This is a genomic window from Allolucifera butyrica (assembly GCF_900476375.1).
In the GTDB taxonomy this organism is placed as follows: domain Bacteria; phylum Bacillota; class Negativicutes; order Sporomusales; family UPPP01; genus Lucifera; species Lucifera butyrica.
This window is the reverse complement of sequence record NZ_UPPP01000105.1, coordinates 157,871-175,447: the sequence shown is the minus strand read 5'-3', so window position 1 is coordinate 175,447 and position 17,577 is coordinate 157,871. Positions and strand designations below refer to the sequence as shown.

Genomic DNA, 17,577 nt, shown 5'->3' with positions numbered 1-17,577 from the left:
CTGTGCATTCTCACTCAACTACGCCTGAGTACACCTCGTTCGAATTAGTATCCACATCTTTTTAAGCAGGCTCGGGATCAGAAAGTCAGGCAATAAATATTTCCAAGAAACGCCGGGCAGCCGTTGATAAATAACGATTTCGCATCCAAATTACGGCCGCGGTTGTCTCCAGATCAGGCGCTGCAATTTGCCGATAGCAAAGATTGGTACTGGGAATAAGCCCTGCCGCCGATTGGGTGGCTATAGCTGTACCAATTCCCGCATCCGCCCATGCCAGCAATGACCGGATATCGTCACCGATGCACAGTATGCTTGGTTCAAAACCGGCCTCCCGGCAAGCTTTGATAATTAAAGCTTCATGACGGCGGTGTACCATCAAAGGCATATTAACCAATTCTTTCAATTGGATAACCGTCGTGTTATCATCATAACTGCCACATGACCGGTTAATAGCTGCCACCATTGGCTCCTTTGGCAAAGTAACCGACTCAAATACATTCGAATCAAATGGCAGCCGCACCATGCCAATTTCAATTACACCTCTATTTAACAATTCGCTGATCCGTTGCGTCTCACCTTCGCAAAGAATAAAATCGATTCCAGGGTATTGTTCACGAAATAACCGGATTCGTTCCGGGAGCAACGTTGCTCCTAACGAGGCAACTGTTCCAATTGCCAGAGTTCCTTTATCCCCGTCATGAAATTCCTTTACCTCTTTAAACGTCGTTTCCATTAATGCAAGGATCTGCTCAGCCCGGTTGCGCAGGGCACTTCCGGCTTCAGTCAGCTGAATTCTGCGACTGCCCCGCCGGATTAATTGGACCCCCAATTCGGTTTCTAATAGTTTAAGCTGCTGACTAAGCGGCGGCTGAGCCATATGTAGACGTTTAGCCGCTCCGGTAATCTGGCCCTCTTCGGCAATTGCCAAAAAATAATGTAACTGCCTGATATCCAAAAATCTCCCCCCACATCCATATTTTCCGCATATAGATTTCAGATAATATAAATCTTTTTAATATGGTTTTTAACTTGCTATAATCATACCTGAAAGACGCTAGCTCAGCAAGGGGGATTGGATTATGAAATATCGCGAATTAAGCATTTTAACTATCAGTCATCTATGTACCGATCTGAACCAGGGTATCTTACCCGCATTGCTGCCTATTTTAATTACGGCGCATAATCTTAATTATGAAGCAGCCGCCAACCTGGTATTTGCCGCCAATATAACCTCTTCCGTAGTACAGCCTCTTTTTGGTTATTATGCCGACCGGATTTCAGCCTTTTGGGTAATGCCGGCAGGATTGTTCCTGGCCGGGTTGGGATTGGCGGCTGTCGGCATCGTCCAAAATTATTGGCTGTTGTTTTTGGCCGTTGCCCTAAGCGGGCTGGGTATTGCGGCCTTCCATCCGGAAGCCGCCCGTTTGGCCAACTATGTATCCGGGGAAAAAAAAGCTACCGGGGTCAGCACTTTTACCGCCGGCGGTAATATAGGCTTTGCAATTGGCCCCGTCTTTGTTATTGCCACCGTCACCATTTGGGGATTAACGGGCACATTATTCTTCATCCTGCCGGCAACCGTTGTTGCCCTGATATTGTTTGCGCACCGCTCCCGCCTTTCCGCCGCCGGTTATAATAAAGCAATTGCCAAAGCCGTTTTCTCCCGTCAACCGGATGAGTGGTACTCGTTTTTCCGTCTGACCCTGGCTGTTTCTTTGCGTTCGGTGATTATATTCGGTATTGATGTCTTTGTGCCCTTATACTGGATTCACGTACTTCACCAGTCTAACACAGCCGGCAGCGCCGCATTGACTATTTTATTCGTCGTAGGGGCTGTGTCCAGTCTGATTGCCGGCAGATTAGCCGACTATTTTGGCCAGATCAGGGTAGTGCGGGTAGCCTTTCTATTCCTTGCGCCGCTACTGCCGCTATTTTTTCATACCCGGAATGTAGTAACTGCTACAGTCCTGCTGGTGCCTATCGGAGTCGCTATCTTCGCTTCCTTTAGTCCTATGGTTGTCCTGGGTCAAAAGTATCTGCCTAACAATATGGGACTGGCGTCGGGAATTACCCTGGGTCTGGCTCTCAGCATCGGCGGAGTTGCCGCACCGTTTCTAGGCCGTCTGGCGGATAGTTACGGACTTGAAAATGCGCTAACCTTCCTGGGACTCCTGCCGATACTTGCCGTACCAGCGGCTTTTTCCCTTCCCAGTCCGCAAATTGATCAGGACGAAGCAGGACGGCAGAAAGAACGCCTTGTCATAAGCGGAAGTTAAATAGTAATTCATTTTTAAGCAGTCCCGCTGCCGCAAAAAGGGAGACAGTCCAAAATATAATTGGAACTGTCTCCCTTTTTCTTTCTTACAATATATATGGTTTATTCAGGCTGTTGGTCAATAATATTTAGATAAGCCATTTTGGCATGGTAAGCCAGCGCCTTTTCCGCCACCTCAGCGTCCCTGTCCAAAAAGGCCTGCAAAACAGCACGGTGCTCTTCAATGGTGTGAGGCAACCGGTCATGGGCTTTCAGTGATTCCTGCCGGGCCATCTGCACATACTTGTGTAAATTGCCGAGAGTAAGTTTCAATATCTTACTTCCCGATGCTTCATAGATGATTTGATGAAACCGGTTATCCAGTTCGGTCACCTCTTCTACGTCCAGCTTATGGGCGTAAAACTCCATCAGCTCAAAAATTTTCTGCAATTCCTTAATTTCAACGGCAGTTAGATGTTCCGCCGCCCAACGGGCTGCCAATCCCTCCACCAGTTGACGGATTGCGTAAATGTCCTGTACATCTTTCGTGGAAATACCTAATACTGCCGCTCCCTTTTTCGTACTCGATTCAACGAGCCCTTCCAATTCTAATAAATGGATCGCCTCACGAATCGGAGTGCGGCTGACGCCCAGCTCATCAGCCAGTTTGGTTTCCAGCAATATTTCACCCGGACCGTAACCCCCGTTTATAATCTGGGATTTAATATGTTTATAAACCTTAATGTGTAAAGAGTCATCGTTATTCACAGAAAAATCCAAGTCTTTCACCGTTATCTTCCTTCCTTGCGAAGTCTGCTAAACTTATTGTATTACTTCTTGTCCGCCAGTACAAGAGTGGATAAATCAAACAAAACACCGGCCAAATCAGCCTTCTCAGGCTAGGGAAAACGGTCGTCCGCCTGTCAGTCCATCTTCAAAATACATTTGTCATATAAAAAACAATATTTCTGTAAAAATTCACTTGTACTCCTTGCACATCTGCTAAAACAATGCTACAATATACCCAAATAATCGTATTCATGGAGGAGTGAATTAATGTATACATCAATGTCTGATAAAAATACCGATCACTCTGATCTTGATACACTTTTGGAAGAACAGAGATTATCGGAACTGGAAAAAAGCCTTTTTGTCGAATATTAGGGGAATATTTATTGTCTATAATATCATGAATAACACATCTTATTAAAATAATATTGAGTAATTCTGCAATTACAGGTCAAGCCGTAATTGCTTTTTTATTTTTAACAAAATCGGTGATTAATGATAGAATATAACCTTCTTCATTAATCACCGAATCTGCAGACTAAATAGACATCCGTATTACCCTTTTATCTTTCTAATTCGGGATCGAAAAACTCGCCAAATAGCTCTCTGTCAGACGGCCTATCCTCCGGAATCGGACGCGACACCCACGTAGTATTCAGATAATGTTTCAGATGGACGTTCTCCGAAACAATGTTGCCGCCCCAAGTGCCGCAGCCCATGCTGGATGTCATCGGCATGCCGTTGGTAAACGCACCGGCGTTTGCCTTGGACTGGGGTTGACGGACCATAATCCGGCTTACAGGCGCCGCCAGGGCTAATTGATGGATATGTTCATCATTAAAGGAATAAATTCCCACAGAGTGTCCCCTGCCGCCGACCTTATAGATCGCATGCATCATCTTAACAGCATTGTCGAAAGAACCCTCGTATTTGTATACCGCCAGCAGCGTCGTCAGTTTTTCTCCGGAGAAAGGATACTCTTTCCCGATGCCGTCGCCAATAACGATAATAAATTTTCGATCCGCGGGAATACTAAAGCCGGCAATTTCCGCCAGCTGCTGCGGCGCAATCGCTACCGTGCTGGCCAGTCTGTGACCTTCAGCATCCCACATGACGGCGCGTAATTTTGCCTTTTCGTCTTCGTTGGCTAAATAACCACCTTCAAGGACAAGCTGCTCCAACATTCTATCGTAAATACTCTCATGTAGCACAAGGTTTCCGTCGGCGGAACATCCCGAACCAAAATCGGAGGTCTTACTCAGCATTGTGTTATGGGCCGCTTCTTTGACATCCGCCGTTTCATCAAAAATCATGGTGGCATTACCGGCGCCAACCCCATAAGCCGGCGTTCCGGAACTGTAGGCGGCCCGGACCATCGGCTGCCCGCCTGTTGCCAGAACAAGGTCGGCCTGAGCCATGAGCGCCTGGGCCATAGGGATGCTGGCGGTATCCAGGCATTGCAGGATATCGGCCGGCGCCCCTTCCCGCTCCAGAGCCTCCCTCATAAGCCGTATAGTTTCATGAGTGGTCTTTTTGGAACGGGGATGCGCGGAAAAGATAACCGCGTCGCGGGCCTTAATCGCGTAAATCGCCGTGCCGGCGGGAGTGAGATCCGGGTTGGTGGTGGGTACAATGGAGGCAATAATACCTGCCGGTTTTGCATACTTTGCAATACCCTTTTCGGGAATTTCCTCGATAATACCAATACTTTTCTGGCGAAGGGCATCGCGGAGCACGCCCCGGATTTTAAAGCGCTTATTCATCCGGCTGACCGGGTCGCCCAGACCGCTCTCTTCGATTCCCATATCCACCAGACGGGAAAATGTTTTTTTATTTGCTACTGCCCAGGCCACGGCCTGGCACAGCCGGTCCACCCGGGCCTGATCATAGGTTTCAATGATTGCCAGGGCTTTCTGTGCCCGGGAAAACGCTGCTTCCAGCTCCTGCTGCTGCTCCGGGGTAATTACTTTCGCTTTCACTTCACTTGCCATAATAATATCCTCCTGTAAATCTTAAATTTATTTTTTACAGTGTACAATGTACACTTAAAACCCGTTCCATTTCCTTATCTGAGCCTGCTTAAAAAGCGCGTCTACGTTGTTGCGGCTGCGCGTTCTCACTCAACGTACGCCTGAGTACGCCTCGTTCGAATGCTCGCCGCGCCTAGTATCCACATCTTTTTAAGCAGTCTCTTATCTAGAAATTCTGCTCCCGCGAGTGAGCGGCAAAATAGTCTTTAGCCGACTGCAGGCAGCGCCGCGCATGTTCCGCATAACCAAATTCCTTAACCCGTGCGACATGCGGCAGCTCAATTGAGTAGGGAACTTCCGGCAGCCGGCCCAAGATGCCGGCGACATCAATGCCGCCTTCGCCTACATATAAGCGGGCTTCCCGCAAAATCCGGGTCATCTCCTCTTTTGAAGCTGGAATTTCCGCCGGAGCGTCGCAAAGATGCGCGAAGTGAAACCAGCCGCGGGGAACCGCCTCTAATTCCTCAATCTTATCCCGTGAACGATGAAAATGATGCGTATCGACCATTAGACCGGCATTTTCCCGCTGAACGGTGCGAAGAACGTCGATCGCCCCTTTCAAATCAAAGACACTGGCTATCGGAACGAATTCTAAATCTACCGTCAATCCGAACGGTTTGGCCAAATCGCATAGCTCGGCAAATTTTTCGATATAGAATTTGCGGTCCGGAGTCCAAATACTACTCAAAACGGCACATCCGCCGAGCTCTGCAGCCATTTCCATAGCAGGCAAATATTTTTTCACATCAACCCCGTCATGGATGCGCGCCAGTTCAATGTCATGAAGTTTAACGCCCGTCTCGGCCAACGCGGTTTTAGTCTGCCGCATCAGCTCCTTATTTTCGTTCAATGCATAGTTTGGTTCACCCGGCAGCCCCATATAGATGGGACGGAGACTGACGTAATCGTAACCGGCTTGCGCGGCGATATACGTCATTTCAGGAGGCGGGCAGCCAAGCACGGTAAGATAGGCCAAAGAAAATTGTCGTGCCAACTTAGATCCCTTCTTTAGTATTTAAATTTGACTTCGAGCACTTACATGATTAGTTGGTGCTTACATGATGAACTTTTTTACCGGGAGAATAAATATCCATAATATTCCAGTGACCGGCAGTCGGCACCGGATTATTTTGCATGCGTACATCAATGACACAAGGTTTATTATCTTTAACTGCCTTTTCCAGAGCCGGTTTAAATTCTTCCGCTTTTTCAATCCGGATGCCCTCAACACCATAAGCTTTCGCAATCGCAGCGTAATCCGGCGAGTACGGTTCCCCGCACCGTTCAAATATGGTCGCAAACGTCGTGTTATAATGGGCTTTTTCCAGTCCGGCTATGGTGCCGAAAGCATTATTATTGAAGATGATAAAGATCGCCCCTATGTTTTCAATGGCGGCTGTGGCCAGTACAGCCGGATTCTGGCCGAAACCGCCGTCGCCGATTAACGATACGACCACCTTATCGGGCGCGGCTACTTTGGCGCCTAATGCCGCCGGCGAGCCAAACCCCATAGTGGCCAGACCTCCCGGCGTCAGAATGGAGCCTGGTTCATATACCGGAAACTGCTGACCAACCCCGTTTTTATTCCAGCCAACATCGGTGGTAATAATTGCATCTTGCGGCAAAACCGCGCGAACATCGGCTAAAATACGCTGCGGAGTCATAGGAAAAGCATTGCTTTCTTCCAGTTCCCGGTTGGCAGCCTTAAACTCTTTTTTATAGGCGGCAATTTCCTGTTCCAGGGCCTTATTTTGTCTGGGTTCCGGAAATAGTTTCTTAGCCACCCGGTTAAGAACGGTCAGAGCCTGTTTTAAATCGGCCACGACGCCGATTTCTACCGGATAATTCCTGCCGATCTCACTTGGGTCGATATCAATATGGATCAGTTTCGTCGGCGGAAAACTGAATGTGTATTCCGGATACCAGGAACTGCAGTCGGCTTCTTTAAAGCTGGTCCCCAAGCCTAAAATGCAGTCTGCTTTTTTACACTGATCATTGATGAATTTTGTTCCCCAGAAACCGGTCATTCCCAGCGTCAGCGGATGGTTATCGGGCAGAGCGCCTTTGCCCATCAGCGAATGGCTGACCGGAATGCCCATGTGGTCAACGAACTCTTTCAGTTCTTTAGCCGAATCAGCCAGCACAATTCCCCCGCCGACATGAATGACGGGATTTTTAGCGTCTGCTAACGTCTTTACAATTCTGGCCGCCAGTTCATCATCGAGGGAAGGTTTGTAAATTGTCTTGGCGTTGTGGCGTACCCTTTCAAACAGGGCAACATCTACTTCTTGCGAGAAAATGTCCATCGGAACATCTACCAGGACAGGGCCGGGACGGCCGGATTCGGCCAGAGCGAAGGCTTTTTCGATAATCTCAGGAAACAAATCGGGACGGTCGACCCGCCAGGCCCGCTTGACAAAAGGACGGTAGATTTCCCATTGGGAACCGTCGGCGTGCATATTGACTTCCTGGTGGGGATGCTTACCGAAGTAATGGGTCGGAACATCTCCGGCGATGACAACCATCGGAATGGAGTCTAATGCGGCATTGGCTACACCGGTGGCGGCATTCGTCAAGCCAGGCCCCAGATGACTCAATACCACCGACGCTTTTCCGGTGATCCGGGCATACCCGTCGGCGGCATGGGCGGCAATTTGCTCATGCCTCACATTAACAAATTTAATTTTTTTGCTTTTGGACATAGCCGCCAAAAAGGCGATAACCGTGTGGCCGCAAAGACCGAAAACATGTTCAACTCCCCGGTCTTCTAAATATTTCACTAACTGATTGGATACTAAATCTTTCATTATTACTCCCCCCTAAAATCCAGGACAATCTTGGCAAAATTGCCCGATAATGCGTCGTCAAAAGCCTCTTGATAGCGGGAAAAAGGAACAATCTTCGAGAGCACAGGGGCAACATTAAATGTGGGGTCTTGCAACAGAGCCATTGCATCGGTAAAGTCCTTTTTCGTATAAATAATCGTACCGTAAATGGTCACTTCACTGCGGGTAATCCGGATCGCCGGATAGCTGACCTCGTCGCCGGTAATCCCCAGTGAGATCACGGCGCCGCCCGGCTTCACAATCTGAAAGGCCTGTTCTACCGACGCTTTCGCTCCTGCCGCTTCAACGACTACTTCAAACAGCTGATTTTTAACATCCGCCGGGTGCAGCGTTTTGATGTTTTTGCTAAACTCTTTGGCCCTTTCCATTTTGGCTGGATTAATATCCAGCACCGTCACATCGGCTCCCATATGATTCAGGAGGGCAATCGACAGCAGGCCTTCCGTACCGCAGCCGATTACAGCCACCGATGTTCCTTGGGTAATGTTGGCTCTTTTCAAGCCATGAACATTAACGGCAAAGGGCTCAACCAAAATCGCCCGTTCATCCGCCAAGTCCGCCGGGACCGGCACTACGAACTCGGAATCAATAACAACTTCCTGGGCAAACAGACCATTAACCGTTACCCCAAATGATTTCTTGCTCTCACAGATATTGGTTTTGCCTTGCCGGCAAAATTCACATTCACCGCAGTAAGTATTGGGAAACGACGCTACCTTGTCGCCGGCTTTATAAGGAGAATTTTTACCGGCCTCAACGACTGTCCCTAAGACTTCGTGCCCAGGGCGGCAAGGATAGTTGGCATAGGGAAGGCTTCCTTTAAATACCCGCAGGTCGGAGCCGCATATACCGCCATAAATTACTTTAATTTTTATTTCATTGTCTTCCAGTGCCGTTGCAGTGGCAATTTCTTTTGCCTTCAAATCACCCGGCTTTTCCAGATACAGTTCATACATTTTCTTCACCGTCCCATAGATTTTTCAACAATATGGAGAACTGTCCGCAAATCGTCAATCGGTACCTGTCCCGGTGCGGAGGCGTTCTGGCCTACCGCAAAGGTCAATGAAGAGCCAAAGACGCCGCCAATCATCCGGGTTACAGCCCCATAACCGCCCATGGACATGGAAATCAGAGGAATCTTCACCTTCCGCCTGGCCTCCAAGGTCACACTCAATAAAGTCAATACATCATCCAACGCTTTAGGCATCACTGCTACTTTGCCAACATCCAATCCATACTCCTGGGCGTCGACAAACTTTTGCAACAGAATATCCTTGCCTGGAGTGTAATCAAAATTATGAAAGGACGCGATGATCTTCGTATTATTCTGCCGGGCAACTTCGCGCAAATATTTAATATTTTCCGGCTCATTACTAAGCTCACAGTCCACATATTCAACATCAGTGTGCTTACAAATAGCTGCATTCAGTTCAATGGCTTCCCTGTCAGACAACGAGATGGGCTGGCCGCCTTCTCTGATTGAGCGGATAGTAAATATAATTGGAATACTTCCTGCAGCATTTCTAATTGCTTTCGCTACCTCTATCACGGCGGCAGTATCGGCTATCTGCGTAAAAAAATCCACCCGCCATTCAATAATATCCGGTTCTTTTTCCAACACCGTTACTAATTCCAACAAAATAATATCTTTCGTTTTCCCAACAAGCGGAGTACAGATCAGGGGCCTGGTTCCTTCTCCTATCATCTTACCTTTCATACAAGCAACCTCCTTGATTTATCGGGTGTCACTCCGTAATGCTCACACCCCTGTTCTTGTTCAATGTCTGCCGCACCTAAACTTTATACCTGTCGATGATCAAAGCTTATATCCCGCACTTTAATAACCTGATGGTTGTTGTAAGAGGAGACCATCCCCTCTTACAACAACACACTTACTTAACAGTTGCTATTTATTACGATTCTAAAACCGGTTTGCCTTTGTCTTCAATTTCAACACGTTTGCATTCGCCTACAACAAAGATGTACGACAAAGCACCGATGAGAGCCAGCGAAGCGGCAAAAACCAAGGCGCTGGTAAAGGAATGCGTAGCATTAACGATAAAGCCGATAACCATTGGGGACAAAGTTCCTCCGAGATTGGCCGCGAAAGAAAATACACCGCCAGTCAACCCAACTAATTCACGGGGCGCAATATCAGACAACAAAGCCCAGGCAACAGCGGAAGCGATACCTTGACCGAAGAAAGCCACGGACATAAAGGCAATTACAATATTAAAATTATCCGTATAGTTAGCGCCGATAATCATTACTGACAACAGCAAACCGGTAATTGTCGGCAGCTTGCGGGACATACTGAGAGAACAGCCCCGGGAAATCATCCAGTCGGACCATTTGCCGCCGATCAGGACACCGGCAATGGCACCAATAAACGGTATGGCACCGTAAATACCAACTTTCAGCATGGTCATACCTTTTGCTTCTACCAGATAAGACGGGAACCAAGTCATAAAGAAGAATAAAGTAGAAGTGTTGGCAAGTTGTCCGATGTACATCCCCCACAGCTGGCGTGATTTAAACAAATGCCGTGCTTCTGACCAGGCGATTTTTTTACCGACGGGAATTGAATCCCCTAAACCGCCGCCTTCTTTGATATACTCAAGTTCTGCCTTATTCATGCCTTTATGCTGCGACGGATCACGATACCAGGCTAACCATGCGGCACCGATGAGTACACCTAAAATACCGGTGGTATAAAAAATAGCCGGCCAACCCCAGGTAATCAACAACCAGGTGAGAATCGGCGTACAGAAAGCCAACCCGACATATTCCGCCCCGGTATAAGCCCCGATAGCCAACCCGCGTTCATGAGAAGGAAACCATGCCGTACATACCCGGCTGTTGGTTGGAAACGCAGGAGCCTCAAACACGCCAAGTCCCAGACGACAGCCGATCAAACTGGTAAAACCGTTAGCCAATCCGATCAAAGAAGTAAAAATAGACCAGCCGATTAATCCAATCCCGTAGAGAAGACGTGGTCCAACACTGTCAATGAAATATGAGACCGGGATCTGCATCACCGTATATGACCAGCCAAAAGCTGAAAAAATCAGGCCCATCATCGCGGGATTCAGTCCCAATTGTTTGGACATGACGGGAGCCGCCACCGCCAGATTGGAACGATCCAAATAATTGATAAACGTTGCTATACAAACCAAAGCCAGAATAAAATATCGGGCCTTTGTTGGTTTTTGCCTGGTTACGTCAGATTGAGCATTCATGTTCATAGACTTTCCTCCTTATTAATCAATGGGTTGAGGTAGTTACGCGCTTTAACTGAATCAAGCCAATAAAAGTATCTTTTGGCTGTATGGCAAAAATAGAACCCAACTGCCATGAAATAGTGAAAACCGATTATACCCCTAATTACCAGACAATAAACCGCAGCGCAAGGCACCCCTGTCCAAAATTTCATCTCCTTTCTCTCCCATTTATGATGTTCCTCGCCAGCCCCCTGAGTATCTGGATGACACAATCAGTCATCTAGCGTCAGACGAGAATTATCATTCCAGTTGTGGACAGCCTACTTATGATAGGATTGATAAAGCAGTGGTTGAGTAGTATAAAAATCCAAACTTTGCAACATTAATCGCCGCGCGACTGAAACTTTAGAAATTACAGATTTTTTCAGGCATTTCCGCCTCAGACATCACCGCTTTCCGGATTATGCTGACAGCACTTTCATCCGCATATGCCCGCCTGGGCCCTAGGCCGACGCAGCTTATCTTTTTATGTAAGCGCTTCGAACATAAATTATTTGGGAAATACCTTGAGAATTATACCTTTTAGAGTATAAAAAGGCATGGCTTAAGCAAACGCGTCCAGGATATGACCACACTGGCCGCACCAAGCCTTTTCCAACAATTTTTTATAATACAGCCTCATAACCGATACGCAAGGCTTCCATATTCTTATCCACGAAGGCGGCAGGTACCCGTTTGGCTACTGCCTGTTGAATCGTCTCAAAGGATACGACTTCGGTCACTTTCACCAGCACACCCAACGCCACAATGTTGGCGAACAGGTCCCGGCCCAGCTTTTCCACCGCCAGCCGGGTAATAGGAACTTTGACCACCTGCTTAAAACCGGAAGACTCGGGCACCAAATCTTCATCGATGATCAGCACTCCGCTGTCGCTCAGGTCGGAAGCGTATTGATTAGCCGCCTGCTGGGTCATAGCAAGAACTATGTCGGGCCTAACCACTTTGGGATGATAGATGAATTGATCCGCTATGACAACTTCCGCTTTGGAAGCGCCACCGCGGGCTTCCGGACCATAGGACTGGGACTGAACCGCTTCTTTTCCCTCCATAATGGCCGCTTCCGCCAAAATAATACCCGCCGTAATCAATCCTTGCCCGCCGGACCCGGATAAACGCAATTGCTGCATTACTTTACCCCCTTTGCACGACTGACGACCTGCGCATATTCAACCGTATATTCAGGAAATTCCGCTTTGTATAAAACTCCAACCGGAAATTTACCATTCTTTTGTTCCGTTGTTAATTTTTCAAAAGCGGTAAGATTTACAGCATGCTCGCTCATCCACTGCAGCATGGCGGACGCATCGCCCATCTTATTACGGCGCCCGTAAGAAATAGGACACTGGGTGATGGCTTCTATCAGGGAGAACCCCTTATTTTCGATTCCCTGGGCAATCACGTCCACCAGCATAGCATTGTGGAACGCCGTCCCGCGGGCCACATAGGTGGCGCCTGCCGCCTTAGCAAGCTCGCAGGGGTCAAACGGCCGGTCAACGGTTCCATAAGGAGCGGTTGTGGCTTTCTTGCCGAACGGAGTTGTCGGCGAAGCTTGCCCGCCGGTCATGCCATAAATATTGTTGTTAAACAAAATAACGGTTAAATCCACGTTTCTTCTGGCTCCATGGATAAAATGATTGCCGCCGATCGCCGTACAGTCGCCATCACCGGTTATAACAATCACGTTCAGTTCAGGGTTAGCCAGTTTAACTCCTGTTGCAAAGGGAATCGCCCGCCCGTGGGCCGTGTGCAGAGTGTCAAAATCCATATAACCCGAGGCCCGTGAAGAACAGCCAATCCCGGAAACAATGACGGTTTTATTTTGATCCAGGTCCAGTTTGGCAATGGCTTTAACTATTGATTTCATGACTATGCCGTTGCCGCAGCCGGGACACCAGATATGAGGCAAATGGTTCTCGCGCAAATATGTTTCGTAATCTCTCACTGTGCCGCCTCCCTCGCCAATTTTTCAATGGCAGCATATATTTCGTCCGGAGTGAAAATTTCGGTATTGTATTTCGGGAGTGAGACAACTTTGGTTTGCCCGTGTGCCGCCCGGTCAACTTCATGCACCAGTTGGCCATAGTTCATTTCCGGCACCAGTATACCTTGTACTCTCTGGGCCACCTTCTGAATCACTTTGTCGGCAAACGGCCAGATGGTCATCATGCGGATCATGCCCACTTTGATACCCCGCTGCCGGGCCAGTTCCACGCCGGCATACGCAGTGCGGGCTGTCCCGCCGTAAGCAAACACCACAAACTCGGCATCATCCATGAAAAACTCGTCATAATGCGTTATTTCATCTTGCACCCGCGTAATCTTTTCGTGCAAACGCCGGATGGTATCCGCGGTCAATTGGGCGTTCCCGCTGGGAAACCCGGTTTCATCATGGATAAGTCCGGTAACATGGATCCGGTAACCGGTGCCGAAATCCGCCGGATTGGGCACCAGATCGTCCATCGGTTTATAAGCCTTATACTCCTGCCTGTTGCCAACCGGATGTCTCCGGGGATAAATCTTCAGTTCTTCAGGCGATGGCAGGACCACTCTCTCCCGCATGTGCCCCACCACTTCGTCCAGTAAAATAATTACCGGAGTACGGAAACGTTCAGCATAATTCACGGCCATTACCGCTACATCAAAGGCTTCACGCACCGTCCACGGCGACAGCGCAATCATCGGATGGTCGCCATGTGTGCCCCACCGTGCTTGCATTACGTCGCCTTGCGCCGGTGAAGTAGGCTGGCCGGTTGACGGACCCACCCGCTGAACGTTGGCAATTACCACCGGTATTTCCGCCAGCGCGGCGTAGCCGATAAGTTCCTGTTTCAGCGAAAATCCCGGGCCGGAAGTGGCGGTAAGCACCTTTTGGCCGGCCAGAGAAGCTCCTAACGTAACCGCGATGCCGGCGATTTCATCTTCCATCTGAATAAAAGTACCGCCGATCTTGGGCAGCGACCCGGCCATATGTTCCGCGATCTCAGTCGAAGGCGTTATAGGATAACCGCCGAAAAACCTGACTCCCGCGGCAAGAGCACCTTCGGCGCAAGCTTCATTTCCTTGCATAATTCTGGCTTCGTTCATTGCCTGGCCTCCTTGTTGACACGAATCGCGAAATCCGGGCACAGTGCCTCACAGCGCCCGCACTGGATACATTGTTCTTGGTCGGTCAGATAAATTTTTCCGAGAGTGTCCAGCGCTAAAATTTTCTTGGGGCAAAAAGTCACGCAAATATTACACCCTTTACAGCGCTCTTTGCGAATGTTTATTTTTGTTTGCAAAACCCGGCCCTCCCCGTCAGTCTTTCTTTCTCTTGACTATGTCACTGCATTTACCCGCTTTAAGAATAAAACTTGCCGAATCATGTCCTATGTATTGTTGAACGGAGCGTCCGACAGCCAATACCGCGTCCAAATCGCAACCTGTTTGAATCCCCATTTCATGACACATATGTATCAGATCTTCCGTTGCAATATTGCCGGAAGCGCCGGGAGCGAACGGACATCCGCCCAGTCCGGCAAAACAGGCGTCATACCGGTCAATACCGGCCTGCATACCGGCAACAACATTGGCTAGTCCCATACCGCGGGTATTATGGAAATGCAAGTTCCAGGTTATATCAGGAAACTGCTCTTTTACGCGTATAGCATACCCGTATACTTGTTCCGGATTCGCCATCCCCGTTGTGTCAGACAAAGACAATTCGGTTACACCAAATTCCCGGAAGTGCGAAACGACGGAAATAACCTGTTCTAAAGCCACCCTGCCCTCAAACGGGCAACCGAAAGCCGTAGAAATTGCGCCGGATAATTCAATGTTATGCTGCGCGGCATAGTCGGCGCAGCCGGCAAAGCTCCGTATTACCTCCTCCGGCGTCCGTTTAAGATTGCTTAAGGAGTGAGCCCGGCTGGCCGATACAGTTAATTTGGCTTTATGTACCCCCGCTGCTTCGGCGCGCTCCAGGCCGCGCACATTCATGACCAGTACCCGGTACTCCACGCCCTCAACCCGTTTTATCCGCTTCGCGACCTCATCCGTATCCGCCATCGGCGGAACCGACTTGGGATGAACGAACGAGCCAATTTCAATCATTTTTGCTCCGGCTTGAACCAAACGGTCTATCAATTCAACCTTTTGCTCGACCGTTAACATTACCTTTTCGTTTTGCAGACCGTCCCGTGGCCCTACTTCACAAATACGTATGCTGGCAGGCCATTTCACAGCAGCTCCCCCTCTCCACATGCCGTAATTGCTCATAACCTTGTCTCATTAAATATATAATTTGTCGTATTAGATCGATCTAATAGATCGATCTAATACGAGTATATTCTTTTCCGTACCGGCTGTCAATATTTATTTTCGACTATTTAGACAAATTAGAACTATCGCAATTATTGACTAAATCCCAATTTTAGCTTAAATTGACAGCATCTTAAACAGTATCATATAATATGCGTAGTAGCATTATTTTTACCTGATTTTACGTTATTTTCTTTATAAGTTAACTACCTAAACCGGTATAGGTGATTAAAATGAAATCGCAAAAAAACACTCACGTTACTTTACAACAGGTAGCGGAACATGCCGGCGTGTCACGGGCCACTGCCTCGTTAGTCGTTCGCGGCAGCCAAAACATTTCCGAAACAACACGGGAAAAGGTCTTTAATTCAATGCACGAATTGGGGTACGTTTACGACCGGGTTGCCGCTAATTTGCGTTCTAAATCCTCCACAACCGTAGGGTTAATTATCATGGAACTGGCGAATCCCTTCTATTCTGAATTGCTCATCGGCATCCACCAGACTCTGGATCAATTCGGCCAGACAGTGATTCTCGGTACTACCTTTGACTCTTGCACCATACAGGACCGTCTTCTTTCCACTATGCTGGAGCATCGGGTCGGTGGCGTTATACTATCCGCGGTTCCAGGTACTTCCGGCGAGGCGGTTGAGCGGGTAAGACGCTGGGGGATTCCCATAGTACTGGTAAATAGAATACTCCCGGGAACGCAATGCGATTTTGTCGGCATAGATAATGTGGCCGGCGGACAACTGGCTGTGGAGTATCTAATCCGCCAAGGGCATCGCCGGATTGCGTTTTTAGGCGGGCTTGCCAAACTGTCTTCCTGGCAGGGGCGGAAGCAAGGCTATGACAATGCCCTCCGTCAAGCGGGCCTAGAAATTGATCATTCTCTAATCATTGAAAGCCCCGCTACCCGGGACTGCGGCATTGAACTGATTCAGCGGCTGCTGTCCATTCCCAACCCGCCGACTGCCGTCTTTTGTTACAATGATATTATGGCCATCGGGGCTATGATGAAAATGAAGGAAATGGGACTTACACCCGGCAAAGATATTGCAATTGTAGGCTTTGACGATATTCCGGAAGCGGCAATCTTTACTCCCAAGCTAACAACGGTTTCATCGGCCATACGGCTTATGGGTTCTCATGCAGCCGCCCTTTTACACGCCCGCATGGAAAACCCTGACAATGAACCGCAAAATATTGTTCTGCAACCCGAACTCATTGTCCGCGATTCGTGCTCGCACTCCCTGAGCGCTATGGTTCCACCTCTTGATAAAAATTTAATATAAACAGAAAAACACGCCGGCAAGCGTGTTTTTCTGTTTATTGCTAATAATTAATACGTCCGCCAAAACTACAGACGCTACTTTTTGGCTTCTTCCAGCGCCGCTACGGCAGCCCGCAGACCAAGAAGGTAACTTTCGAGTCCAAAACCGCAGATTTGTCCTTTGACAATTTCGGCAAATACGGAATGATGCCTAAACTCCTCCCGGGCGTGGATATTAGACATATGAATCTCGACAATTGGTCCCGTGAAAATGGCCAGAGCATCCCGTATGCCATAGCTGTAATGGGTCCAGGCGCCGGCATTAATTACAATGGCATCGATATTTTCGAGAAAGGCTTCATGAATTCTTTCGCACATCTCGCCTTCGTGATTGGTCTGATAGCTTATTACCTCAACATCAAGCTCCCGGGCAAGCTCTTGCATTTTAGCATCAATTTCTTTTAGCGTAATCGTGCCATATTGGACCGGGTCCCGCTTTCCAAACATGTTGTGATTGATTCCATGCAACATTAGAACCTTTTTCATAAAATCACTCCTAATTTAGTTATGCCCGGTAAAATAAACCGGCCAATCATTTTAACCGCTATTACTGTTCTTTCCAATTTACCACTTTTTGCTTCAGTTGAAAAGTAGAAAGAACCAGTTAAAAATTTGAAGAATTTTATTCAGTTCTCTCGCTCGGGCTCAGGTCTTCCTCGCTGTAGCAGGGTTTCAGTATTGACAGGACCGTCCAACGGGTGGATACTCATAATGTATAAATGATAAAACGCAGTGCCAAACGAAA

General features: G+C 48.3%; 16 protein-coding genes. 2 read left to right on the top strand and 14 right to left on the bottom strand.

Annotated elements, in window-relative coordinates:
• Positions 1–85 precede the first annotated feature (85 nt).
• Positions 86–955 carry a LysR family transcriptional regulator gene (locus tag LUCIF_RS21685; RefSeq protein WP_122629917.1) on the bottom strand — a complete coding sequence of 290 codons (870 nt, stop codon included), beginning with the start codon at positions 953–955 and terminating at the stop codon, positions 86–88.
• Positions 956–1,079: 124 nt separating this feature from the next.
• Here LUCIF_RS21685 and LUCIF_RS21680 point away from each other — a divergent pair, with 124 nt between their 5' ends.
• Positions 1,080–2,276, top strand: coding sequence for an MFS transporter (locus LUCIF_RS21680; RefSeq protein ID WP_122629916.1), 1,197 nt, complete (start codon positions 1,080–1,082; stop codon positions 2,274–2,276).
• A gap of 101 nt (positions 2,277–2,377) precedes the next feature.
• Here the strand turns inward: LUCIF_RS21680 and LUCIF_RS21675 are convergent, their stop codons facing one another.
• The 12 genes from LUCIF_RS21675 to LUCIF_RS21615 all read right to left on the bottom strand — a co-directional run bounded on the left by LUCIF_RS21675 (position 2,378) and on the right by LUCIF_RS21615 (position 15,421).
• Positions 2,378–3,043: a GntR family transcriptional regulator gene (locus LUCIF_RS21675; RefSeq protein WP_122629915.1), complete on the bottom strand. Its 666-nt coding sequence runs from the start codon at positions 3,041–3,043 to the stop codon at positions 2,378–2,380.
• A gap of 563 nt (positions 3,044–3,606) precedes the next feature.
• Positions 3,607–5,034: an aldehyde dehydrogenase family protein gene (locus LUCIF_RS21670; protein WP_122629914.1), complete on the bottom strand. Its 1,428-nt coding sequence runs from the start codon at positions 5,032–5,034 to the stop codon at positions 3,607–3,609.
• 205 nt (positions 5,035–5,239) lie between these two features.
• Positions 5,240–6,067 (bottom strand): sugar phosphate isomerase/epimerase family protein, encoded by an 828-nt coding sequence (locus LUCIF_RS21665; protein ID WP_122629913.1) that lies wholly within the window; start codon positions 6,065–6,067, stop codon positions 5,240–5,242.
• 49 nt (positions 6,068–6,116) lie between these two features.
• Positions 6,117–7,880 carry a thiamine pyrophosphate-binding protein gene (locus tag LUCIF_RS21660; protein ID WP_122629912.1) on the bottom strand — a complete coding sequence of 588 codons (1,764 nt, stop codon included), beginning with the start codon at positions 7,878–7,880 and terminating at the stop codon, positions 6,117–6,119.
• Positions 7,881–7,882: 2 nt separating this feature from the next.
• On the bottom strand, positions 7,883–8,875 hold the full coding sequence (locus LUCIF_RS21655) for a zinc-dependent alcohol dehydrogenase (RefSeq protein ID WP_122629911.1): 993 nt from the start codon (positions 8,873–8,875) through the stop codon (positions 7,883–7,885).
• A 5-nt stretch (positions 8,876–8,880) separates the two neighbouring features.
• Complete coding sequence (aroD, locus tag LUCIF_RS21650; protein WP_122629910.1) at positions 8,881–9,636, bottom strand: type I 3-dehydroquinate dehydratase; 756 nt, start codon at positions 9,634–9,636, stop codon at positions 8,881–8,883.
• Between the two features lie 196 nt (positions 9,637–9,832).
• Positions 9,833–11,164, bottom strand: coding sequence for an MFS transporter (locus LUCIF_RS21645; protein WP_243638776.1), 1,332 nt, complete (start codon positions 11,162–11,164; stop codon positions 9,833–9,835).
• Between the two features lie 641 nt (positions 11,165–11,805).
• Positions 11,806–12,327 (bottom strand): 2-oxoacid:acceptor oxidoreductase family protein, encoded by a 522-nt coding sequence (locus LUCIF_RS21635; RefSeq protein ID WP_122629908.1) that lies wholly within the window; start codon positions 12,325–12,327, stop codon positions 11,806–11,808.
• Positions 12,327–13,142, bottom strand: a complete 816-nt coding sequence (locus tag LUCIF_RS21630; RefSeq protein WP_243638775.1) for a 2-oxoacid:ferredoxin oxidoreductase subunit beta — start codon at positions 13,140–13,142, stop codon at positions 12,327–12,329. Before LUCIF_RS21630 ends, LUCIF_RS21635 begins: the two co-directional genes overlap by 1 nt.
• Positions 13,139–14,284 (bottom strand): 2-oxoacid:acceptor oxidoreductase subunit alpha, encoded by a 1,146-nt coding sequence (locus LUCIF_RS21625; protein ID WP_122629907.1) that lies wholly within the window; start codon positions 14,282–14,284, stop codon positions 13,139–13,141. Before LUCIF_RS21625 ends, LUCIF_RS21630 begins: the two co-directional genes overlap by 4 nt.
• Positions 14,281–14,481: a 4Fe-4S binding protein gene (locus LUCIF_RS21620; RefSeq protein ID WP_122629906.1), complete on the bottom strand. Its 201-nt coding sequence runs from the start codon at positions 14,479–14,481 to the stop codon at positions 14,281–14,283. The genes LUCIF_RS21625 and LUCIF_RS21620 overlap by 4 nt, the downstream gene beginning before the upstream one ends.
• A gap of 16 nt (positions 14,482–14,497) precedes the next feature.
• Positions 14,498–15,421 (bottom strand): hydroxymethylglutaryl-CoA lyase, encoded by a 924-nt coding sequence (locus LUCIF_RS21615; protein WP_122629905.1) that lies wholly within the window; start codon positions 15,419–15,421, stop codon positions 14,498–14,500.
• Positions 15,422–15,732: 311 nt separating this feature from the next.
• Between LUCIF_RS21615 and LUCIF_RS21610 the strand changes: the two genes are divergently transcribed.
• On the top strand, positions 15,733–16,794 hold the full coding sequence (locus tag LUCIF_RS21610) for a LacI family DNA-binding transcriptional regulator (RefSeq protein WP_122629904.1): 1,062 nt from the start codon (positions 15,733–15,735) through the stop codon (positions 16,792–16,794).
• A 74-nt stretch (positions 16,795–16,868) separates the two neighbouring features.
• Here LUCIF_RS21610 and aroQ read toward each other — a convergent pair whose 3' ends face one another.
• The gene (gene aroQ / locus LUCIF_RS21605) at positions 16,869–17,318 is read right to left on the bottom strand and encodes a type II 3-dehydroquinate dehydratase (RefSeq protein WP_122629903.1); all 450 of its coding nucleotides are present in this window, start codon (positions 17,316–17,318) and stop codon (positions 16,869–16,871) included.
• Between the last annotated feature and the right edge of the window lie 259 nt (positions 17,319–17,577).